Consider the following 23,339-nt stretch of genomic DNA (forward strand, 5'->3'; position numbering starts at 1 on the left):
CTCTTCCATGCACCAAAACCATTCGCCGGGGAACCTCAGATCTGGCTGCAATTGGTGCCAGGCTGGTGAGTACGCCTGCCGCAATTGAACCCAGTAGTTGTCGACGATCCAGATAAGCGTTCACCATATTTCTCCTTCTGCAAGAGCCGTTTCCAGTAATTCAGTACCGCTTGGCCCGAAGCTGGTCCAAAGGGCATCCGTCAAGCTTTCACGTGCGCGAATGACTGACGCGGGAAGTGCTATTCCCTTCACTTCCAACAGTTCCCAACCTGATCGAACCATTGGGCAGAAAGGCACCGCACCTGTCTCCTCTAAAGGCGCTGCGGTATAGTCGCCGCGCGATTGCCGCGCCAAAAGTTCCGTATCGAAAATCGGCACGCCCAGATCATCGCGCATGATCATTCGCACCGAGTTTACTTCGTCGGGTAAATACGCATGCGAATATGCGTAGGCGGCAAGAATGCCGAGTGTTGGATCGTAGCCTTTGTATGAGCGGATTCGTTCGGCGAAGTTGGATGCATTTCCAGTGCGTTCTTCCTGTGTACCGTCGAAGACGAACGCACCATCGGCAGTTGCCTGCGTCACCAGAGCCCTAAGTTCGCGCAGTTGAATCTGCATATCCGGATCCAAGTTCTGCATTTCCGGTACAGGCTCAAAGCTTACGCCCTCGACCAGGGTGTCTCCCCTAAAGATGTGTGTTACGTAGTGGCGAAAAACGGGAACGACGACAGACTGACCATCCTCGAAGACAACAAGTGCGCTTGCAGCATCTCCTTGCAAGTCAATCCCCGCCGCTGCAGCGATCCGTTGATGGCGCAAGTCGTTGATCGGTGTGCTGGCCACGTTGGAATTCGTAGCGATCCGAGCAAACGGAAGGCCATAAGTAACGATACCAGCGGGAGCGTCGCCCACGCTGAACGAACCCTCAGGCTGCAACCAACCCGGTTCGGGAACGCGCTCATCAATCTCGCGATTCCGATCGTGAAGCGAACTTGCTGTAACCGGTACTTTTTCGGGTTGTATAGGTATGTCTTCGTCCAGCAATCTCATGGCATAAGCATCGACAGTTGTCGCAGAGCGGATCTTTAGCGATGGCTTGCCGATGCTGGTATCGGGGGGGTCGATGCCACCGGCTTGGTTGGACCCTCCTGTCGAGTGCCCTCCGCCGCCGGCAACCGGCGTACTCTTCTTTTCTGTGCCAATATAAATGTGGTCAGCAGACGGGACTTCGGCATCCGGAACAACATTCCGCAGAACCCCATATAATCGAGCCAGCCGCTTGGTCTCATCAAAAAGAAATGGCGCGAGCTTGCGATTGGGTACCACTCGTAGCCCACCTTTGAGCGTCGCTACAATCTCCGCCGGGGGATCATGGAATGCATTGAGGAATGCCTCTGTGTACAGGCTTCGAAAATCCTTTGTACTTACATCCATTGTAAGTTCCAGCGCCGGGTTACCGGGAAGAGCAGCAAAAAATTTGTCCACCGCCACGCGGCCGTCGCCATTTCGAGTAGGGAAGATAATGCCACCATCCACATGTTCCAAATTAAACGACGCAGCGGTCGAGCGGCATGCGTCTGAGATGAATACAATATTCGGGATACGGGAGTAGCGGCAAACTTCAGCGCTCTTGACCATATTTACAGCTTCGTTTGGGTCATCAAGGGCGTTTGAAAGGAGCCACATTTCACCTCGGAATGCCAAGCGAATGCCGTGACCTGAGAAATAGATCAAAAGTTGGTGGAGATTGTCACGGTCCACGAGTTCCTTGACGACCTTCTTGAGCGCCTGAAGAGTGACGGGCCGTGGCGCGCCGTCGGATGCGGGCTCGTCTGTCTCAAGGTAAACCTCATAACCTTCTTTTCTCAGGAAATCCGCCATACTCTTGGCGCCCGGGATGGTGGACCTCAATGTCGTAAGACCTTCCGTGTGGCCAACGCCCACCACCAATGCGGCTCGCCGTAAGCCCTGCGCCCGCGCAACGCTTGCTGGAAGAATAGCGCTGCTTAGCGCTGCCGCGCCGGTGCCGATGAAGTTACGCCTATCCATTGTCATTGACCGATGCTGATAATGACAGCCCCATTGGATTCCTGCTCAGATCTGAAGCGCCCTACCCGGGGTCGATCGCTGGTCAGTTCTGCCAGCAACTCACCTACCTCGTTTCGTACGGTAACCGCATACTCCCACCGGATTGGAGTGTCCGGTGCCAGCTGGGCGGTGAATTGAGCCGGCGGCACAATAGTTGCTGTCGCAGGCCCCTGTGCAGGAGGATCCAACGTCGTATTGGTCTGGTAAGGAAGTATCGCGACCTCACCATCGCGAACGCCTTCAAGCGTCCAGCTTGCGGTGATCCACCCATTGCCTCTGCAGTTTCCGACAACATCAAGGCCTCGATCTGAGTAACCATATACCAGATTGACGCAATCTGCACGGTTAGGATCCCTATTGTACCAAGTTTGACCGTCATGCGCAGCGGAAATCACCGTCGGTCCGAGAATGTTCGAGATTGGTGTGCCGTTGGGCAAACAAACGTGATCGGTTACAATTTGCCAGGGTTCCGTGCAGGATTGATCATTGCTGAAATCGCGTTCTACGGTCTTATGCACAGTTTCGGTTCTACGCCCGGAAGCATTTATGAGAGCAACGATCTGAAGCTTTTCTTCGTGAGGGAGATCCTCTCGGAGCGAAGCCACCGCCGGTTTCCCACAGTCCTGGACATCGCGTACACCCACCGTCGCCAATTCGTCGCCAGCCCAAAGCAATGGGGTAACAAACCGGACTGCTGGCGTATTTGGGACTCCGCTTTTTGTAATCCCGATCACCCTGCCCTCGTAGTCGATCACGGGGCCACCGCTCATCCCAAAAGTCGCATCCGAGGAAACACGCCACCGACCGTCGTTCGCAAGTCCCTGAAAATCAGTCTTAATATACGTAAAATCTTCTTCGACCGGGAAACCCAACGCTAGCAGAGGAGTCCCTATTTCGGGCAGCTCGACAAAGCAGACCTCAAGAAAATCGTAGTCTTCGCGTCGTTCACCCAACCGCGCCGCAACGATATCGTCGTCTTTGGAAATTTTAACCGGCCAAGCCGGTCCTGGCTGTTCGGTATCTTTGTAGCCGATCCTTGCCTCTACAAGTATATCGTTAAATCCAGGACAATTCTCGTTGTTAAAAATGTGTTGGGCAGTGATCAACCCGCCCTTTGGCGACACAACAAAACCTGTGCCGTAGTTTGGGGGGCTGAGACACCGGTTTTGTCGGTTGTTTTCGTCCACAAAGTAAACCGTCAGAAAGACCGTGGCATTGCGGACTTTCGTGAGAAGGCTGGAAAGATCCTCGGCAAAGGTCGGGCTAACAATTGCAAATTGGGCAAAGAACATCAAAGCTATAAATCTGAACATAACCTACCCCCCGTACATCATCCGTACAGACACCACATCATAGTAACTCAGGTTTCCATAGTTTCCGTATTTTGGATTGCAGTAATTCATTACCGAATCCGGGTCATACGGGGTCAACACGGTGTCACCGTCACTACCTTGACTGGGTTTGGCACAGGATTCATCGCGATCCGACCTGTTGTGTTCATGGGCAAAGCCGATTGCGTGACCGAACTCATGAACGGCGATTGCGCGGTTACAAAGGTCGAACCACTCGGGCGAAGAATTACAGGTCCGAAACCCATCGATATCGTAGGTAAAGTTGAGAACCATTCCGTTTTGAACACCGCTCAAAGATGCGCCAAGGGTTTTCACGTGAGGGTGTTCGTTTGCTATGCGAATGTGAATTCCCGGCTGGTTCACGTTCGAGCATTTTTGCCAATTAGTGAATGTAAGAGCCGAGTATCGTGCCCAGGTTTCGTCAATGGCTTGCTGCACGAATTCCAAGAGCGAGACGCTGGCTGCTTCCGGGTTTTCCCAGCAGACAGGGATGTCTTTGGTTCGCCACAGGTCTGCGACAACGTAACCGTAATTTTCCTCTGAGATTACAACACGGTTCAGGCCTGGAATGTCACTATTTTGTATACGAGGATCCTCAAATTGAGCCCAGGTTACACATGGCCAAGAAATCAGCAGAAAAGTCAAAATCGCGCTGCGCATGAATACTCACTTTCAAATTTCGCGGCATCTCTCCGCTACCGATCTCCTAATAGATAGTCGAACCATGAATTCATGGTGTTTTTTGCTGACGAGCTCATCTCTTCGGCTTGATGGTAAACGAAATTCGTACGAGGCCTGAGTTGCACCGAGCGTTTCAATTCATGTGATGCTGCTTCAACATCACCTGCCTGCATCAGAGCCTGAGCGAATACATCGGCGTAGTAGCCGTCAGTATCGTTAGCTTCGACAGCCTTTCGACAAAGAGGAATTGCTTCCTCGGAGCGTTTCGCGCGTACAAGAACCACACAGGCATCAATGTAATATTCGGCTTGCACATCCTGATCGTCTGTCGCATTGGCGGCCCGCTTCCAGTCCTCCACCGCCAAGGTGACGTCCAGACGTCTAAAAATCCCGGCTCGGGAAGCAAAAGCTGTATGCTTGTAACCCTCGGGCATCGTTGCGAGGACGGTGGTAATCGCTGAGATGGCTTCATCGCTTTTGCCAATGCTTCCCAGGATTTGGGCGCGACGAAGGTAGAGACCCCAATAATCCGACGGTTCGAAGGCGTTATCGCCCTCAACAGTCTTTATCGCCTCTCCAAGAGTTTCAAGAGCTGAGTTGACTTGTCCCGATCTGAGCGAAAGCTCAGCATCCACCATTGCGAAAGAGATTTTTTGGTTGTCAAAGGAAAGCTGCGACAAGTCCTCCTTCCTGAAGCGTGCTCTCAGAAGGGCTGACCGTGCGGCGGAACAATCATTTACGGCATCGAGAAGCAGGTTAAGCTGCATGTAGGCAAAACAACGATCAATCAGCGCCGTGGTTCGATCTGCCCGGGGAAAGTCGATTACGTTTGTTAATGCAGCAATCGCAGCATCGTAGTTTTCAAGGCGAATATAAACCTTTCCAAGTCGCTTCTGCTGTTCAGTCCTCGATGTCGCGGAAGGCAGCGGCCTTTCATTCAGGCTCTCGAGAAAATCACGTGCCTTCTCATAACGCCCCGCTTGGAACTCTTCGTCATATGTCTCCAGCCACTGATCATCCGATGAGCTGAGAGGAGCGTTTAAAACTACGGCCTCTTCCGCATGACTCTTGGTCGCAAAACCGAACAGTACGGCGCAAACGCTGAGATACCCCAAGCACCTCAGCATTTGAGCCGGCCAGCAGGACAACCTGGCGGTGGAGGTGTTGCAGAAGCGTCACTCGCAACCAGTACGAACGTTACAAACAGTGTCATGATTATTGTTGCAAATTTCATGCTTCGCTCTCCTTTCTATCACTTCAGCAATTAGCCCCATCCGATTTTATCGCCTTTACCCAGAGGTACTCCTTAGGGCGATCGCGCATTTGGCGCTTTAGGCTCCGGGAACGCGGGCCACCGTGCTGGTCTAAAATACAGTTTACAAGCGCCCAGTCGCCTGAGAGGAGTTCGTCTGAAAGAATTCTCTCAATGAAAGCCTCATCACTTTCCAATCTATCATTCTTGGACACTTTGTAGAGGCCGTCTAAATACCCACTTAACATCAGCCACATATGCTCAGCTTTGAAGGGGTGTTGAAGATCAATACCTTGTATTTCATACATTTTTTCAACGCATGGGTATTTATCGCGCTTGCAAATAATGTCCATTTCCAGTGCCATTGCTTTCTGGTAACTTTCTGGCAATGGCTCCCCATGGGGCGTTTCATCCAACGCTTTTGAAGGCAGCATATTTAGCAGGGCAAGTGCAGCCTGTCGGTTATTTGCTGAATTGGTACCCGCTATTGTCGTTTGGTTGTCAGCGCCACTTAGGAATAATGCAAGCTGATGCAGCTGATTGGCTTGCTCCACATGCGAAAGCTTCGAAAAGCGCCAATGTCTAGGGAGTTCTTCCTGCAGAACCCACAGTTTATCGACATCAAGTGACCATCCCTTTTGGAGGTAACGCTTTAAGGCAGTAGCATGAAGATTGAGGTACTTTTTCTTGCCCGCAATCTTGAAATTGCGCACCGATATTTCCATGACTTCAGACAAGTCTTCAAGTTTGGACATATTGCCAACAACGACGGAATATTTAGAGTGAAGAACCTCGGGGGTGTCAGTCTGTTCCAAGATCAAATGAAACCGCTCCGTTTCTGGAAGAATAGAGACGGATTCTGGTGCAGCCACCCTCACTAATTCTTCACCCCAGAACTGAGTAACGCTCGATCTGACATAGGCATCAAGAAGAATACCGTCGGAGTATTCGACTAAGTCCTGTGTCGCAGGAAATCTGATTTCCAATTCTACGCGAGTCCAATCCTCAGACAGACGCTCTACCGAAAGAGGCCCCCCATTCTCCGAAAACGGCACCCGACGATTGGAGCCATTCCAAGTATCCCACTGCAAGTTTATTCCAGTGCGGAATTCCTCTAGTGGGTTGCCATCCAATAGGTTTGCAGCTTTCGCACCCTCGCTGTCTTTAAATTCTACTGTTCCTCTGGACCACAACTCAATACCTTCACCGAAGGCTGGAACCACCGTTTGGATAAACGAGACAATAAAGACAATAAAAATTTTCTGTGACATAATTCGACCATTATATTTGATTCGGTGTGCATTTGAGAAGAGATTTTGTAAAATTCACCCAAAAACTGACACGATGGCCATTCGTGTGCATAGCAGCGCTTTGTCTAATTGGATCGGGTAATGCGCGTGCAGAAGACTCTTTCTTCATGGTTGGTTCCGGCGGAGTAAAGGGAATTTATTTTCCGGTGGCCGAACGCCTTTGTTACCTTATCAATCAACGCATTCGGATACACGGGATCAGATGTGGTATTGCAACGAGCGCCGGATCAGCGGAAAATATTAAGGGCGTTGCAGACGGGCGGTTTCAGTTTGGAATTGTACAATCAAACTCGTTGTTAGCGTATGTGCCGCCCTCCAAAGAAGTTGCGATCCAGACTATTGCGACACTCCATCCAGAACCAATCCACATAGCGGTCCGCAAGGAGTCCTCGTTTCAAAAGATAGGAGATCTTAGTCACGCAATCGTCAATGTTGGCGATGATGAATCGGGGACACGAACAGTTGCAATTGCCCTCCTCGCGGCCGCAAACGTCACCTTGCCTGAAGAATTGCAACGTCAGTTTGGCCCCAGCAATCAGGCCCGGGAGCTGTGCCGGAAAAACGTAGACGCAATTATCTTTGTTTCAGGAATCAGGAATTCCTCAATGACCGAGGCGCATCGCCGGTGCGAGGTGCGCCTCCTGCCAATTGAACCTGCTATTGCCTCGATACTTCTCAAGTCCCTCCCAGGTCTCGAACCTATGACGATACCGCCCAATACATATCCTGGGCAGGACGCCGCTGTCGAAAGCCTCGGGCCAGTCGCCCGCATTGTGGCGCGTGCCGACGCATTAGACGGTTTGGTAAAATTGATGGATGATGCCATCACGGGTGAACTCGGTCCCGTTTATGATGTTCACCCAGCCCTTGGTAATATTGATGCGATCTCGCTTTCCCAGATTTTCGAAGGAGAAAGCCTTCATTCTGCTCTTGCTGTTCGCCCTGTCGCTCGCCCTTAATCTCCAGAAATTGGTATCGAAAGTAATCTGATCAAGTATTTTACGGTGTGTTGAAATCGCAGATTTCACCAGGGTGGGGACCAATCGGATAAAGTGCAGCAAAGAGGGTTTTGTCGCAAAATATTGACCCCTCTGTCGCAGATTACGCCGCAGCGATAAAGGCGGAATTGATTTAGGCATAGGCCAACCATCGCAACCTCATTCAAGGACACGCATTTTCCAATAGACGTCTACTGCATGCAGTGTTCTTCTACCTCCGGTACTCGGTTTAGTATCGGGATCCGAAATATATCCTGGGGAAATAAGTGTTGTTGTGGATCCTGCGACCCTGAACCGTTGGATCATCAATTATTGACCTTTGATGACAGACTGAGCGGGTGGGTGTATTTGTACCGAGCCGTCAATAAATAAGGCAATACGCTGAGTTTCATGCTTTCGACGCGTAGGAACAAGGCCCCACGACACAGCTTTTGCCCGCGCTCTCGAAGTGAACGGGCAACTGCGCAGGACTGTCATCGACAAGAGCGGTGCAGTCAGTGCTGGAATCAAAACCATCGACAAAATGCTCAAACGTTTTGGCTACACTTTTGCTTCTGCCAAGGTCGTAGTCGCCTACCAGCGTCAATAGGACACTGGTATCTGTCGCGGCCCACCATTCTTGATACCATCAAAGAAGACAATTGTGCGGGTGCCACCAGCCGCCTGTGGGACAATCAACAGGCCTTCGGGCTTTTCCCCAGGTTGAAGGTCAAACTGCGTTAGCTTTATCGGCGCATCCAAACCACCGCCCCAGGAAAAAAGCTGCCCGACGGCGTTTTCGTCACCTACCGCTGTACCCACGAGCAGGATGAAACGGTCCTCATGCAGCGCGATGTCCCGGATGCCAAGGTTGGCAACCTCCATCGGCAAGTCAACAAACACCGGTTGGCACACGCCGTTCTCGAAAAGACAATCCAGGTCGACGGAGAGCACGCCCACCCCCCGCCACAGGCTCGGCTGTCTGAACCCAAACACTGCCGTTTCGCCCCTGACCGCCATGCCTTCGATGTTCAGACCGTTTTCTCGCGGGCTTTTCCCAAGAAAGGGTGCTAAAACCCCGTGCTGGGACAGCAGATCATTTAATTGATCGCTTCGATTTATTTCAGGGACTACCGCGTCTTCGGTCGGATCAAATAGCGGCTGCCCTGTTTCGGGATTAACCGGGAACCGAAACAGCAGGTTGCGCGACTGCTGCACCTCGCCGGTTTTCCTTTTGGTGCTGTGAGAACCGGCGACATAGACGAAACCATCCGAATAAGTGACCGCTTCTGTGTCCAGTTCATCTCCCTCGCGGAACTCCGATTTCTCTGCCAACCGAATACTCATTTCCGCCCTAAGAACCATTCCCTCGATCTTGAAGATTTGAAGATATTTCTTCTCGTCATTCACTGCATAGCACCAACGGGTATCGCTGGCCGGGCAAACTGCGCCACTGATATCCTTCCTGGTTTTTTTCTTGAAACCTTCGCCGGCTATTTCAAGTGGTTGCGCCCGAACACCGCCTTGCCCAGCCCACAAGGAGGTGAAAATTAACGCACACACTCCGACAAGAATAGCAGTGAAATTCCAGCGATCCTTCAATTTGGCCAAACCCATTGCGTCCTCCTAATTTGAAACTGGTTATTCAAAAATCATCTTTTTTATATTGAGGTTTTTTCCTTCAAAGACCGATTTCATCTTTCCGATTTCCGAAACGCTCCGCTTACTGCGGTCTTCCCGCCATCCGGTGTCGATGTACCGAAAGCTCTTGAGCGGATCCTTGGTAGCAAGGGAATGCAGAATGGACTCGTTTGTGGTCATGCCCTTGTCGCGATTGCGGCGCCCGTGGTGTTTCACGTCCATCGCCGCTTGCACGATCGACATGGGTGCGCCGTCCAAGCCCTTAGGCATGTTGGGCAGCTTGGCCTTCAAAACAGTGTCATGGATCTGAGACACGGCCCGCTTGGACAAAGCCACGGCATTGTCCACGATCACGTTGCGCGCAGCCGGCGAGGTCTGAAGCCAGGCAATCCAGCGGGCCGCAGCGACGGTCTCATCCATTTCCAACCTTGCCCGATGGCCGTTGAAAAACGCCATGAAACGCCCTCGATCATAGGGTCGCTTTGCAATGCCGTCGGGGTGCTGAACCGCTTCATCCAAATCAAGTTCATCTGTCCCGTTAACGGCAAAAAGCCGCTCGCGTTCGCTGCCCGTCTTCCCGATTTGGTGGCCCAACTTTAATTCGGGAAAATAGGTATCCGCCTCTTCTGGTAGCTGATCAATCAAGTTGCGGAACAGGTCGGCCAGATGCTCGCCCGTGTGGGCGGCCATCTGAAAAAAACCAAGAGTGAAGGCGGCGCTGTCCCAGGCGTTCACCACAAAGAAGTTGCCTTCAGATTCGCACATACCGGTAGGCTTCAGAAAGGCGGCCCACAGTCCGTGTTGTGCCTCGTAGTCTGTGTAGTCATAAAACAGGCTGTCAGACATGCGCCCTGTCCGGGCAAGCCCGCGATACTTCCCAAACGCGAAATCGTAGCCGAGGTAGATATCTGGTTTGCCTGTGCGCTTCAGATACATCTTTCGGGGCGTTCCGGCCTCTTCCAACACCTTCCACCCAGGCTCCGGTTGATAGGTGATATCGATGGTGCCCGTATCAGCACGGATTGCCAGGACCGCCGGGCTTTCGCTGCTTACCTGATCATCGAGGTCTTCCGCGGCGGGGGAGCCAATAAAGTCCTCCTCCTCGTCATCTGCTGCGGGCTCTGTGCCGTCCTGCATGTGCAGAAACTCCAGCGCTTCACCTTCTACCGCTTTCAGAAACGTCTTCCATTCATCCGCGTTCGGCGGAAAATTCAGACCTAGTGCTTGGTGTACTTCGACAAGGGCATCCTCTGTATTCGTGCCATAGTCGCCATCGATAACTAGGTTCGCGCCGTAGAACAGGTTTAGCGCCTCTTGCATGAAATATGTGGCGGCCTTTGTTTCGCGGAATTGCACAGGTCGACTGTTGTCGAGGTGAAAGTGATCCTTGTGGGCGGCGTCGTAGTTGTAGGCAAGAACCATGCCGAAGTGCTGATATGCGATGGACTGAACCAGCAAGTAGAGCGGTTTCTGGCTTGGCTGCTGGTTCGCGACCAGCCGCCCCTGTTCCCAATGAATCGCATCAAGATCAAAGGCGCGGCCAGCGCCGTGAAGCTTACTTTTCTTGACATATGCCCCCGCTGACAAAATGAGTTCCATGGAACCCAATAGGGGCTCTGTCGCGGTTTTTACAGCTTCGACGAAATCGTCGAGCTCATCCTCGAAATCCTCCTGGCAATAGAATTTGTAGTTTTTTCCCGTTTCCCCGTAGACGCCCAAGGGCGGGCGACCGTACTGGACGCGAACCGAAGCCAAATGTGTGAAGTAGTTGGTTGGTTGGGGCATAAGGCACCTCAATTTCTTGGATTAAAGTCGATTAAAAAAATTTGCGAACACGGAGAATGGTACCAAAAAGAACGCGCAAATGGGCAAAAATTATTCTTGGTATTTCAAGCCGAATTTTCTCAGGTGACGCTATTTTGTAGGGAGGTGGCACATTTTTCACGTTTGTTTTCAAACCTGCTCATCCTGACAGGGGATGTATCGCGAACGACGGCAAATACGAAGTGCCAGTGTCTAGCCCCCTGTTTCTGGGTTATTGACCTGAGCAGTTCTCGCCGAAAGTGACGCAGGCAATCTTTTGACGACCATCGCTGAGATGGACGACGATGGCGCGATATTCGCAACTCAAAGGGTAATTGTTGCTTAAACCCTAAGTCCAAATTTTCATATCCATTAACCCGGTAAAATGTTTCCGGTAGGAACAGAAGCTGGTCTGATGCCTTCCGGATTACCCAATCTACTGAGAAATGAGGGTGAAAACGGTACCGCTGTAGACTCGCACGCGTAAGTTTAGCGGTCTCAGCGAAAAAACATGCATGTTACTAGTATTCTGTTAACGCAATGGCATGGTTGGGTAGTTCAGCGCCCCCTCAAAAACCATCTGTTCATTGTATTTGGATTTCAAAAGCTGACATTGGCTGGGCTGGCTTCATTACTCCAATCGGCTTCGTTCCCCGGCGCGAAGGTGCACAATTTCAACGCCATCACGCGAACTGAGCGCCTTGACCCGAGCCCAGGTCTTGTCCAACCAGAATAATCGCCATGGCTTCAGGTCTGCCATCGGGTCGTTCGGGTCTAACATTCCACGCATATCGTCCCAATGCGTCAAGACAACTTTGGTTGCTCTGACGTCTGGAACCGATCGTGTCCAGAAGTCTTCGAATTCATCCGCCGTCAAACGCCCCGCATAGCCTATACCAAGAAAAACAGTATCTGCTTCGATCCCGCGTGAGGCAAGTTCATCACGGATGTGGCCTGCACTTGGGATCACCAGTAAACGTGTGCTTCCAGTCTCAATCCATACGGCGTAGTTAGTTCCCTCTTTCATGGACCACTTGCGCGCTGGAAAGCTGAAATCTGCGTCCGTTTCTCCACTGACAATCGGTGCAGCCGGGGTATGTGCGTGGGGTGTTTCGATCAGACCGACGGTTAAATTGCCAACCTTCAAACCCGCAGCAGATAATAGTTTTTCCGTATCCGACGCTGTGAGCCGATGAATCGGGTCAACCGCGTCGCCAAACCATGCCGTTGTTGCCTGCGCAACTCGTTCGACGGACGGGCCGCCAAACAGCGGCGCACCGGTCAACCCAGCAATCAGGGGTGCATCCAGAACGTGATCGTAATGGGCATGAGCCGGCACAACCAGGCCCATCCCTGTACGATCGGCAAAAGCACACTTCTCAGCGTTAGTTTTCGGGACTGCACAGCCTGCATCACGGATTCCATAGTGTTCAAGAAAACCGGGATCTAACAGTTTCGGATCAGGGGCGATGCGCTTGAACAAAGACCCTTTCGGGCGACTGAAAAACCCGTCTATCAACACCTGCGTTGTGCCATCGTCCACCAGAATGGATGTTACGCCGAACCAGGTCACACTGGGATATCCGCTTGCCTCTGTTTCCGCCTGAAGCGCCAGGTGCCGTGCTGCCATGAAGTCCTTGCTAGATCCACAGCCGCTCAGGAGCATGCAGAAAAACAAACTCAGCACAGCACGGGAATGCCAATATTGCGCGCCGGTAATGTTCAACCCATTGACCTCCCAAATGCACCTAGGAAATAAGACCTGACGCCTTGTCGACTTTTTGCACCCAAGGCACTTGCTCCTGACTGATGCCCGCCTTGGCGAAAAACCTGTCCAGACGATCCCGTGTCTGGCGACCTTTTTTCAACCCAAGAAATTCAGCAGCGTTCAACCCCATAACGCGCTGGCGCGTGCCGCCGTCGGCAGGAACAGCATTCTGGATCAGCTGAACATAAGCATCCCCTCCAGACACTCTGCTGGCGTTTGGCATGTGGAGATCAGACCCAAACATCATGCGCTTTTTCAGCGCTGGATACTCGGTAAAGAGGCCAGAGAACCAATCTACAAGCTGTCCCTTATCTGCCTGTGCTTCCTGAAACAGGGAACGCCCCCTTCTGTGTGCCGTCCAAACATCCTGTCCGGCCTGCAAGTTCTCGCGGATCGCTTGCGAATAGGCGATTTCGTTTTGGATGCTCGCGTCGATCCAAAGATCACCGCGGTCGGTCTTCAGATTGTTCAGAACCGATTGCAACCAAGGTGAGGGTTCGTAGCCGCCCGCTGTTCTGGATTCGAAATAGGACCCGTGCCTGTGCCCCTCATTTTTCTGCGCTTCGACCAACTGCTCGGCCGTTTCGGGCCCGCCCGCAAGATGAGCAAAGGCAACACGTGGATGTTGCCCTGGATTTCGGCGAATGGCTTCGATCCAATGCTGCGTTGAATTTGTCCAGTCGTCATAGGAATCTCCGCGCATCATGCATTGGGGATTAGCGGCCAGCGTTGGCGAGCCATGCGTCAGAATGGGAACGTCAAGCTCGTCGCAAAGCGCGTAAAGCTTTTGCATCCCCTCATCCATGGCGGCATGCAGCCCGCGATACTTATCTCTATACGCTTCGCAGGGCTGTCCCTTTTTCAGCTTGCCGGACAGGGCCGCGTATTTGACGTTGCTCAAGGGGTCGAACCCTGCGGACGGGTGAACCTTGACCCCAACGGCAGCCCCTTGCTCTATAGCGCCGCGCACCAAATCAAGGTTGTTCAGCGAGTGAAAATCCGCCTTCTCGATTGCGTAGCGCTCGGGATGGAAGGATACCATCGGCAAAAAACGACCCCGGGACGCATAGGCCAACGCCGAATAATACTGCATCTGGTACGCTGGTCCCGGGTAGTCCAGCGTGTCACCTTCATAAAAGTCGACAATTGCAGGAACGAACAAATCCACCTGTCTGAATTGTGCCAGAAGAATTGCGGCATTTCGTGTTCGCGACGAAAAGAAACCGGTATAGCGGCCGTCGCCGAGCCGCTGATCTGGTGTTTTTTCAAGCCCGTCATTCGACACAAAAATATCTGTGCCCCCGGGGAGGCCATAGTCACATAGGGTAGTCTCGGGCGACCCGGAAAAACGCATCCTCTGCAACAGTTGGTTCGCTTCTTTCCGAACCGCTTTGGTATCCGGGTCGATCTGGCCACGCACCTGGCGCAATGTCTGCGGCAATACAGGTGAACCGGAATTTAGGAAGCGCCGCTCGATAAACGCCGCGTAATCCGCGTCTATCGCATTGAGCAAGTGACAATGCATGTCGATGACAAGATCACCTTCGCGATTGGTAGGGACGGTACACCTTTCCAAAAATGCTTGCTTTTGTTTTGGGGTATATCCACAGCTTGCCGTTGCCAGCAAAGGTGAAGCCAGAGCCCCTTTGACAAATGTTCTTCTGTTGACCAATGACTTATTCCTATCTCGCAAAGTATTCTAAGTGATGAACAACACATCGCCGTGAAATTCTAGAAAAAAATTGGTCAGGTAAGTTGACCCGAAAAAAAAGCACTACTCGCAATAGCGTACGTGCTGCACCAACAACACTGAAGCCTAGGGCTGGACAACCTTAGATCAGATCTTCTGAGCTGGCCCGGAGCACCTATGATTGCCAATGAGGCTGCAAAACTTGCCGCAGAGCAGCCTTATCTGACCGGTCCAGTTTGATTGTCGGTGCAAGACTTTCCTGTAAAGCAAAAGCCTTGTCTTGTTTTGGTGTATATTTTTTGCTTACTAAGCTCGCTGTACCATAGAGCTTCTAACGCTCTCTAAGCATATATTATCATTAAATAATGCAAGATCTGGGCAGGACGCCCAATGACTCTCTTCCTCTTTAAATAATACTCATAAATTTGCGGAGCATGTAACTTGGGCCTGGAGAACACAGCACTGGGTCACCGCCATCCCGACCCGCACTACCGACTGAAAGTAACGGCGGCGCAGAAACACGAACTTGGAGGAGACCATCTGGCGGTATCCGTTCCACCCGATTGGGAAACCCGAGAAACTACGCACTAACCACCTGCAAAAAATTGCAAACTCCAACGCTTATCTGCCAGGGAACGCGCAACCAGTTTGGCTCGAAGCATGAATTCCTCAATTGTGAGCTTCCCCCGCCAATCCAGAGGAGTTGGCTTGAAGACGGCAGTCATGAGCTAAAGCCGTATAAGTGACAGAAGCATTGGCGATTCCAGGCGGTACAGAGTGCGACAGAACCCCTGCTGACAATCAAAACAAATCTGTTAGATCAGTTCACGCTGAGCATTCTTAATCATTTGACCTGCGAGACTATGTCAGAACGAGACCTAACGAATATTGACTTAACAACCGAACTTGAAGCTGCAGTCACGAAAGCCGCAGATGCCCTCTTCGATCAAAAACGAGTTGTGAAAATCGACTATAATGACGATCCGCATATCTGCCTGACAAAGAGGATGAAAGCTTCTAGCCAGTATAACAAGGCTTCCCTCACAACACTCTTAGTTGAGGGCGGCAACGTTTATGCTCTTTGGGCAAAGGATCAAGGCACCGCCCATTGGCAACTGCAATATATCGGTCAAAGAAAATCCAAATACATAAGGGACCGATTACGCCAACACCTGTTTTCAAAAGACAAACGAACAGGAGCACAGCTTGAAAATGTGCGAGAGTGTCTGAAGCAAAATCTAGATATTGGTGTAAGTGTAATTCAGGTTTCTCCTGATGAAGCCAGGAGCGCAATCGAAGAGCTTTTAATCAAAAGCAAAAAACCCAACTGGAACGTTCACAGATAAGGGACCCCTTGAACGGCAACTACGCCGCAAGATTGCCAAGTGGCGTGAAGCTAAAAACCAGTGGCGGAGATCGCGGATCGGATAGGTGGCGATCTATCGCGACTTGAAGCGTAATTTCCGCAGGGATAAAGATCTGCTGTAGCTGAACGGTTATCACGAGATAGCAGCACAGAATATGTATGAGCGGCGCCATACCATCCAGAACGATCCTAATCTTTTCTTCTGCGGACTACTGTTTGCAGGTCGCACCGAGAATGTCCCTCACGACCTTCTGACCGTGGCTCGGCTTGGTTTTGGGCTTCTTTCTCATCTCCATTTCTTGGCGACGACGAGGGGCCCGAAACCTTTTCTTATCAACTTAAACTAGCCTGCCCCATTGGTGCCGACGTCAGACAACTGAATAAACCACCAACTCCTATACCCCGGGATGGGACCAGTACAGAATCCACACTAAAATCGGCCAGTTCCGAGGACTTTGAGGCAATCGGTTATCTTTCATTACCGATGCGCTCCAGTTCATTGGCAACCGCCAATGGCGCGGTCACCATAGCTTCATGACACGTGGCAATTTCGGAAATGGGCCAGCCAAATTGTATTGCGCGGTCGAGCGATCCGTTCGCAGGCACATAGGGCGGGTCAGACAAGTGAATGTAGTGCGGGTTTAATCCTTCGCCTGCGGGTTTTTGCATGGTCATCGACGTCTTTAGCGTTGCCAGAGGATGTGGGGTCAGGCGCGGCTTCAAGAAGGCGATGTCCGCTTCATGGGTTACTCCCAGAACCTGGGGGGCAACCGGAGGAAGGCTAAGACCGTTGCTGAATCGGTTCGCCAAGTTCTGGCGGGCCTGGGTAATTTCGGAATCCAGCAAACTGAACCAGCTTTCGCCCGACTGCAAAATTGCGGCATCAAGATAGACCATCTTGGAAATCCTTTCGGCCACCATGTCGCCAGTTCCGCAGATCGTGGCGCCGCCAAAACTGTGGCCGACCAAAACGACATCTCGAAGGTCCTCGAACAGAATATGCTGTACGATGTCGCGAACAAAAGTCTCCAACGTAATTTCAGCGTTGATCAAATGTGACCGATCCCCAACACCGGTATTGGTTGGCGTGTGAACCTGATGGCCACGTGTCCGCAGGATGTCAGCGACGCGAGACCAACACCAACCGCCATGCCAAAGGCCGTGTACAAGAACGAAAATTGATTGGGGCATCTGTCGTCCCATCCGTAAATTGGCTGCCAGATTAATGCACTTTAACCGAGCTCAACGAGGCGGCACAATGTCTGTAAGGCCGACCAAAAAAAGACTGCGCGACATTGAGTTTTAAGTTTGGAATCAATTAGTGATTCTCGTTGACAGGTCCCAAACGGCACTAACGGTGACAGATAGCATTCTCCACCAGGATGTGGTTTTTCAGGCCGGGTGCCATCGCTCGGTCTTGCCCAGTGACAGCGAGTGGTTTGAGGTGTTGCGAGCATTAGCGATGCGTTGTTCTTCAATCCTTCTTGCCAACTCACCGGAGATACAACTGCTAATCCGCTCTCAGTACTTGGCCAACACCAAATTGCGACGGCGCATCAAAGTGGAAAATGCAAAAATCCCTTTGTCTGTCCGTAAAGAGAAGCCTACCGGATGACGACGTTCACCAGAGTGTCACGTTACGCCACTGCCCTTGGCACTCGCAGTAGCTGAAACGGCGGAGTTTGAACTGCAAAAATATCAGGAAAGTTGGGATAAAAAATCATTCAACCTAAAAGTAAGCAAATTCGCAACAGTTCAACTTTAGATGCGTGCATAAATTGCCTCTCGACGGGTTTTGTCCAATAGGTACAGGGGTATAACAAGTTGATTAAGGAAGACAAATGAAACAAGTTTTCTCACGATTCAAGCACGCACTCGCAGTTTGGCTAATGACCACCGCACTTGGTTCGACAGCATTGGCAAATGAAACCGAAGGCGATCAACTGCCTGCGTTTGGACTGCAAAGTGTCAATGGTGTTGAACTGGGAATGACCTTTGGTGAAGCTGCCGCAGTCCTCGAAGAAGCGGGCTTTACACGCGACAATGGGAAAGACACTTGTCTGGCAGGCACACCCGACGTTACTGGATGCTACACACGATATGTCCGGGCCGGGAAGACGCAGACCGGCGAGCAAGTTACGTATCTCGCGCGGCAGTCCACCAGATTCACTAAAGAAGAAGTGCAAGTGGACCTGATGTACACTTCGGCAGAACTTGGCGCGCTTGTATATGGCGTAAAACGTAAGGAAGAATTTGGTCGCTACGTCGTCGACTTCGCACCGGTCCAAGAACAAATCGCTGGGCGCGTCGGCGCGATATATAATCAACAGCCCTGCTCCAAACGGGGTGGAAGCGATCCTATGAAATCCTTCATCTTTGACGCGAACTGGAACTACGTGAAAGTTGGTCGCAATGATGTTCCAGGGACTTATTGTGGAGGAATTGGATTTGCACCAATCAACGGCTCTGCTCCGTGGAATGCACAGTGGACCCTTGAGCAGCCTGAAGGGAGCATCAAATACCAAGCCACAATTCAGTTCTTGCTAAACGTTGGGCGCAACAAGATCCGGACCTTTGACTTCGAGCTCTTCGACAACGAGCTTGCCGCTCAAAACTTGACGGCTGCGCATCTAGCCGCGCTGGAAGCACTCACACCGGAAAAGAACTTGTCGAAAGACTTTTAAACCGGCGCTAACCGGAGGCGGCTCTCCGCCTCCGATTTGTTTTCCCTCGCTTTAGGCTTCGGAAAACTCTCAACACCCACAAAATATAACAAAAGAGACGGCCTATGCATTCAGCCATGCCCGCCGAGAGCTCGCTCGCGCCCAACAATACCGGAACCGCCAAAAGCCGGTGGACCTCAATCCCAATATTGATCTTCTTGCTGACTGCGCTTTACTTGGCGGTCGAGCTTGCATTCAACGCGCATCTACTTGACGTTGTTGGAAATGCGCCCACGGAAAGCGAAATCGAAGCCGTCGAGTTTTATGGGCGGTTGCTTTCAGGCCTCGCGATGGCTCTGGCAGTATTCCCTCTTGTAATCAAGTTCGTCAAACGCCTCCCATTTGGCGTCAAAGAGATCCTCCCAGGACTTCCAATCGTAGCACTCGCTCTGATGGTACCTGTCACGGCAGCAACAATCGGCTTTGCAAATTACTTACAAGAAGAGATCGTCCATCGGATCGAAACCTCGTCGAGCGCAGACTCTCGCCGGACCGCGAACTTGCTCCTATTGATCAATGATGGGCTGCGCAGTAATGCCATCACTTTCGATGGGTTGGATTTATCCGAAGATAAACGCGAACTACCTGAAACCAAAGCATTTTTTGCACTTCTTCCAGCCTTATATCTTTCACTTGACGACGCCTTCGGGCAGCTTTCCCCAAACACTCGCACGATCCTGTCACAGCGCATCGTTTCCGAAGTAGAAGCAGACGATCTTTACGAAAAATATCTGGAGGCGTCGCGTACAGCCTCGTCTCTTTATGTTGACTATGTCGAGGCCCAAGCCGAGATCCCCGAATTGAAGGCGCAAGTGGACTTTGCCACAGAAAACATAGCGACTGAGGTCAATTGGTTCCTAAATCGCGCAGGCGTCGCGGGTAGATCGTGTAAAGCCAATGCCATGTACAGCAACGCCGTTCGTGGCCTGCTTCTGCGCAAACGCGACATTAAACTGCCAGAAGACTGGACATTGTGCGACATGGGCATGATCCGACAGCAGATCCGCTCGCAACTACTAGCTAATGCTGAAACCGAAATCTCCTCGAAGATCCAATCCACTGTCGGGTTCACTCTACCGCTAGGTCTTTCCAAGGAAGAGTTTCTTTCGCACCCAAAGATTTTAGCCAAATCCTGCAATGAAGGCCCGTCAGAGTTGGATTGCGACAAGTTCGCCTTTGGGTACAGTTCCGCTGAGTTCCATACCACCTTTGTTGAACCTTTGGTTCAAAACCGTATCAGTGAAGGGGTCAATCACTACCTATCCGAACAAACAACGTTCGACACCGGAGCGGAAAACCACGACGCAGGATATTCCGCCATTCGCATAGCTTATGTTCCGCTCGTGGCTTTTGTATTCTCACTCGCAGGAATTTGGCTGCATCTGGTGAAGGCCAGCTACTACGCAGTTCTTTCACTAACCCTACCGCGCTTGCTCGGCGTGATCGCAGCAGCAGGGATGTTGACGCTACTAACGTCAGCCCTGCTGGTACGAAGCGCACCGAACCACATTCTGGCTTCAACCCACTACCAGGAACTCTTAAGCAAGAACCTGATTTCGACCGACCCGAAGCTAGCGCATGCGTCCACCACCATTATTCAATGGCAGCCGACACTTTACCCACCGGGCAATGCACTCAACGAAAAGTTCGGTTGGCGCTTTGGTTCATAACAATGGACCGACCCCAATTGGTTTGTTCGGTCGCAGCTTCACTGCGGCCGATTTCACAATTTAAATGTAGCAAGCTTGAATGCCACTCTACAAAATTGATTGCTTTGGCAACAAACCTAGAATGTTCGACACATAAATCGCTATCGTCGTCCGCGATGGCAATGTCCATTTGCCGATGTCGAGAGGCATGATCGGCACGTTCCACGACAATGCCAACTGGGCCGTCCATGCTGAAACTGGCCGGGAAGAGCCCAACACTGTGGGGATAACCGGTCCGATCAGCGGCCGTCAGTGCCCCCTGGATCGAACGGGCCAAGTCTCCTGAACTAAGCCGCACTGGAACGCGTCTAAGTCTGATTGCCAGGCACTGGCCTGCAGATAGTGCGGCATGCCTCAACTATCATTAGATCACTGATTTTATTTGTTTTTTTGAGTTTTTGGCTTGGGCGCCATGCTAAGCCAATATTTAAAATTGACGGTTTATCACATAAAGATGTGATCAGGGGTGTATTATTGGAAATCCAATTTGTACCTCGGTTGGCTCATGTACCTCTCAAATATTGCTCTTCGCGTTTAGGTTTGAAAAGCACTGAAGCATTTGTTTAACTTGAGCCTCACTGTTGAGCATTGAGTCATTGACCTGAGTCTTTTGCTTTCTTAGCCTTTGTTGGCCCTGCGCAAATGCCTTGTAAGCCAGGCTTTGAAAACTCTTTTGGGATGGGAAATGGAGAGACGCCTTACAACCATCGTTGCGGCTGACCTAGTAGGGTACTCGCGCTTAATGGCGTCGGATGAAGAGCGCACAATCAAACGCCTTCGCGCAGTAAGGACCGAAATAGTGGAACCGTTGGTTCAACAGGATGGCGGCAAGGTAATTAAGACTATGGGCGATGGCTTGTTGGCCGAGTTTCCCTCGCCGGTGGCGGCGGTCCGGTGCGTGATCGAAATTCAGGGGGCAATTGCGTCACGTGAAAATGGCCCGGAAGAGCAAAGGCTACAGTTTAGAGTTGGCGTTAACCTAGGGGACATCGTCGAAGACGGCGATGATATACTGGGCGACGGTGTAAACGTTGCTGCAAGGCTGGAAAAACTTTCTGCTCCAGGCGGAGCAGTAATAAGTCGATCTGTTTACGACCAGCTTCGCGGCAAAGTGACGACTGAGCTTGCGGCCATGGGACCGCAAAGAGTCAAAAATATCCCCGACCCCGTAGACGCATGGAGAGTAGAGATCAACGGCGCATCCGAGGTGCCAATGACCTATAAGTTGCCCGAAAAACCTTCAATTATCGTCTTGCCTTTCGACAATATGTCTCCTGACCAAGACCAAGAGTTCTTTTGCGACGGGCTGGTAGAAGACTTAACTACTGCGCTTAGTCGATTTAGACAACTATTTGTAATTGCTAGAAATACTGCATTTACCTTCAAAGAAAAAAGCGTGGATGTCCGCGAAGTCTCTCGCGCGCTGGGTGTGCGGTATGTTTTGGAAGGCTCTGTTCGGACGGCAGGACAGCGATTGCGTGTCACTGCACAGTTGATTGATGCAGTTAATGACAGACATATTTGGGCTGAAAAATTTGACGGAAGCAACGAAGACGTTTTTGATTTTCAGGACAAACTTACGGCCAGCATCGCTGGCGCCATTTTGCCCGAAGTCTCTGCCTCAGAGCTGGAAAACGCCAATCGACGGAACACAAAAAATCTATCAACTTGGATGCTGAATGCGCGTGCCCTGACAGAGTTGGCCGCGTTCTCTCCAGATAGCATGTTGCGTGCGCTAAGCTATTCCAACCAAGCGCTTAAATCGGATCCGGAAAACTCACAGAGCCACGCGATTATTTCCAACATTCATGCGATGGAAACCATCTACGCATGGAATCGTGCTCCGATAGAAGCCGTTGAGCTATCAAGTGCGGCGGCCCAAACGGCAATTTCATTGGACCGAAAGAACGAAGATGCGCTTGGCGCGCTTGGAATGTGCGCTTTGGTGGCTAGAAACCACTCAGAAGCAATTTCACTTTACCGCAGAGCACTTGAACTGAACCCAAACTCTGTAAGTAATATGAATGGGCTAGGCATGACACTAGTATATAGCCACGAGCTGGAAGAAGGAGTTGAGCTCCTTAAACTTGCGACACGCCTCGGGCCTCGTGATCACTGGGCCTGTTTCAGTATTTGCCACATTGGCTTTGCGGACTTTTTCCGTGGCGATTTTGAAGCAGCTATTAAAAGCGCAGATCAAGCACACCAAGAATTTCCTCAGCACCCGACGCCACATAGAATAAAAGCCGCTTGTCTGGGTCTCCTTGGTCGACTTGACGAAGCGCGCGCCGAGATGACCATGCTAAAAAAATTGGCGCCGAAGGTTACGCTTTCTCAAACGCGAGCTGGTGTTCCATTCGCCTTTGAGAAAGACGCCGATGAATACATAGAAGGTCTAAGGCGCGCTGGGATGCCAGAGAATTAGGCACGTACGTTCGACGAGCGGCTTTTTCCAGATTGAAGCTCAAGTGTGGTTCGCAAAAAGGTTTGGCGGCAAGGGATCTTTAGACCCCAATTTTAGGCCATCTGCTGGTAGTGCGTTGTACAAAAGATTTGCCAATGGATTATCGCGTGCCGAAAACGTCGTAGCCGTTTTTTGTTTCCTCCGCAGAAATCTGCAATTGGGTAAGTCCGACAGTTTCGACACGCAGCCTAAGAACGCCCGGTCAGTAGAGCACTCTTTTGCTGCGATATCATCGAACGTCTAAGCCGCGGTCACAGCTGACATATTGCTCTTACGCGCCCAGGATACTTCTATGGGTATATCCCCAAGACCAGAGGGTGAGCATGTTCGAACAAGGGGCAACCGCGATGTTGTTTGATTGTGCAAAGGAGAAGTGCTTCTTCTTAAACGGTTTTGTAACTCTCAAGTTGCGAAATAGTCGCCTATGTAAAAGGACCTGCATTGCCTTTCGAAATAAACGACAAACGCAGATGCAAGCGGCGGAACTGCTTTGATATTGTGTTCGCACGGCTGAA

Annotated in this window: 17 protein-coding genes and 1 pseudogene; 8 read left to right on the forward strand and 10 right to left on the reverse strand. The window is 51.3% G+C overall.

Annotated elements, in window-relative coordinates; translation table 11 throughout:
- Positions 1-120: 120 nt before the first annotated feature.
- The 5 genes from ACR0IY_RS08010 to ACR0IY_RS08030 all read right to left on the reverse strand — a co-directional run bounded on the left by ACR0IY_RS08010 (position 121) and on the right by ACR0IY_RS08030 (position 6,644).
- Entirely contained in the window at positions 121-2,055 is a 1,935-nt protein-coding gene (locus ACR0IY_RS08010; RefSeq protein WP_480672005.1) for a caspase family protein, read from the reverse strand.
- A complete protein-coding gene (locus tag ACR0IY_RS08015; RefSeq protein ID WP_480672100.1) occupies positions 2,052-3,380 on the reverse strand; it encodes a S1 family peptidase in 1,329 nt (442 codons plus the stop codon). The genes ACR0IY_RS08010 and ACR0IY_RS08015 overlap by 4 nt, the downstream gene beginning before the upstream one ends.
- Positions 3,381-3,404: 24 nt before the next feature.
- Entirely contained in the window at positions 3,405-4,100 is a 696-nt protein-coding gene (locus tag ACR0IY_RS08020; protein ID WP_480672007.1) for a M12 family metallopeptidase, read from the reverse strand.
- Between the two features lie 35 nt (positions 4,101-4,135).
- Positions 4,136-5,236, reverse strand: a complete 1,101-nt coding sequence (locus tag ACR0IY_RS08025) for a tetratricopeptide repeat protein (protein ID WP_480672009.1) — start codon at positions 5,234-5,236, stop codon at positions 4,136-4,138.
- Positions 5,237-5,378: 142 nt separating this feature from the next.
- Positions 5,379-6,644, reverse strand: a complete 1,266-nt coding sequence (locus tag ACR0IY_RS08030) for a hypothetical protein (RefSeq protein ID WP_480672011.1) — start codon at positions 6,642-6,644, stop codon at positions 5,379-5,381.
- An 83-nt stretch (positions 6,645-6,727) separates the two neighbouring features.
- Here ACR0IY_RS08030 and ACR0IY_RS08035 point away from each other — a divergent pair, with 83 nt between their 5' ends.
- Both ACR0IY_RS08035 and ACR0IY_RS08040 read left to right on the forward strand, forming a co-directional pair.
- Entirely contained in the window at positions 6,728-7,642 is a 915-nt protein-coding gene (locus tag ACR0IY_RS08035) for a TAXI family TRAP transporter solute-binding subunit (RefSeq protein ID WP_480672102.1), read from the forward strand.
- A gap of 189 nt (positions 7,643-7,831) precedes the next feature.
- A pseudogene (locus tag ACR0IY_RS08040) lies at positions 7,832-8,222 on the forward strand (DDE-type integrase/transposase/recombinase); the annotation flags it as partial.
- Between the two features lie 41 nt (positions 8,223-8,263).
- Here the strand turns inward: ACR0IY_RS08040 and ACR0IY_RS08045 are convergent.
- The 4 genes from ACR0IY_RS08045 to ACR0IY_RS08060 all read right to left on the reverse strand — a co-directional run bounded on the left by ACR0IY_RS08045 (position 8,264) and on the right by ACR0IY_RS08060 (position 14,397).
- Positions 8,264-9,277, reverse strand: a complete 1,014-nt coding sequence (locus ACR0IY_RS08045; RefSeq protein ID WP_480672013.1) for a DUF3616 domain-containing protein — start codon at positions 9,275-9,277, stop codon at positions 8,264-8,266.
- A gap of 24 nt (positions 9,278-9,301) precedes the next feature.
- Positions 9,302-11,086, reverse strand: coding sequence for an extensin family protein (locus ACR0IY_RS08050; RefSeq protein ID WP_480672015.1), 1,785 nt, complete (start codon positions 11,084-11,086; stop codon positions 9,302-9,304).
- Between the two features lie 649 nt (positions 11,087-11,735).
- Positions 11,736-12,734 (reverse strand): MBL fold metallo-hydrolase, encoded by a 999-nt coding sequence (locus ACR0IY_RS08055; protein WP_480672017.1) that lies wholly within the window; start codon positions 12,732-12,734, stop codon positions 11,736-11,738.
- A gap of 118 nt (positions 12,735-12,852) precedes the next feature.
- The gene (locus ACR0IY_RS08060) at positions 12,853-14,397 is read right to left on the reverse strand and encodes an amidohydrolase family protein (protein WP_480672019.1); all 1,545 of its coding nucleotides are present in this window, start codon (positions 14,395-14,397) and stop codon (positions 12,853-12,855) included.
- 691 nt (positions 14,398-15,088) lie between these two features.
- Here ACR0IY_RS08060 and ACR0IY_RS08065 point away from each other — a divergent pair.
- The 3 genes from ACR0IY_RS08065 to ACR0IY_RS08075 all read left to right on the forward strand — a co-directional run bounded on the left by ACR0IY_RS08065 (position 15,089) and on the right by ACR0IY_RS08075 (position 15,908).
- Positions 15,089-15,226: an alpha/beta family hydrolase gene (locus ACR0IY_RS08065; RefSeq protein ID WP_480672021.1), complete on the forward strand. Its 138-nt coding sequence runs from the start codon at positions 15,089-15,091 to the stop codon at positions 15,224-15,226.
- Complete coding sequence (locus ACR0IY_RS08070; RefSeq protein WP_480672023.1) at positions 15,168-15,308, forward strand: alpha/beta family hydrolase; 141 nt, start codon at positions 15,168-15,170, stop codon at positions 15,306-15,308. The genes ACR0IY_RS08065 and ACR0IY_RS08070 overlap by 59 nt, the downstream gene beginning before the upstream one ends.
- A 117-nt stretch (positions 15,309-15,425) precedes the next feature.
- Entirely contained in the window at positions 15,426-15,908 is a 483-nt protein-coding gene (locus tag ACR0IY_RS08075) for a GIY-YIG nuclease family protein (protein WP_480672025.1), read from the forward strand.
- A 488-nt stretch (positions 15,909-16,396) separates the two neighbouring features.
- Here the strand turns inward: ACR0IY_RS08075 and ACR0IY_RS08080 are convergent, their stop codons facing one another.
- Complete coding sequence (locus ACR0IY_RS08080) at positions 16,397-17,119, reverse strand: alpha/beta fold hydrolase (protein WP_480672027.1); 723 nt, start codon at positions 17,117-17,119, stop codon at positions 16,397-16,399.
- Between the two features lie 650 nt (positions 17,120-17,769).
- On the opposite strand from ACR0IY_RS08080, the gene ACR0IY_RS08085 reads away from it, so the two are divergent.
- The 3 genes from ACR0IY_RS08085 (at position 17,770) to ACR0IY_RS08095 (ending at position 22,785) form a co-directional block, all read left to right on the forward strand.
- A complete protein-coding gene (locus ACR0IY_RS08085) occupies positions 17,770-18,612 on the forward strand; it encodes a hypothetical protein (protein ID WP_480672029.1) in 843 nt (280 codons plus the stop codon).
- A gap of 104 nt (positions 18,613-18,716) precedes the next feature.
- On the forward strand, positions 18,717-20,321 hold the full coding sequence (locus tag ACR0IY_RS08090) for a hypothetical protein (protein ID WP_480672031.1): 1,605 nt from the start codon (positions 18,717-18,719) through the stop codon (positions 20,319-20,321).
- A gap of 724 nt (positions 20,322-21,045) precedes the next feature.
- A complete protein-coding gene (locus ACR0IY_RS08095; protein ID WP_480672104.1) occupies positions 21,046-22,785 on the forward strand; it encodes an adenylate/guanylate cyclase domain-containing protein in 1,740 nt (579 codons plus the stop codon).
- Positions 22,786-23,339: the final 554 nt, after the last annotated feature.

The organism is Ruegeria sp. BC1 (genome assembly GCF_056539305.1).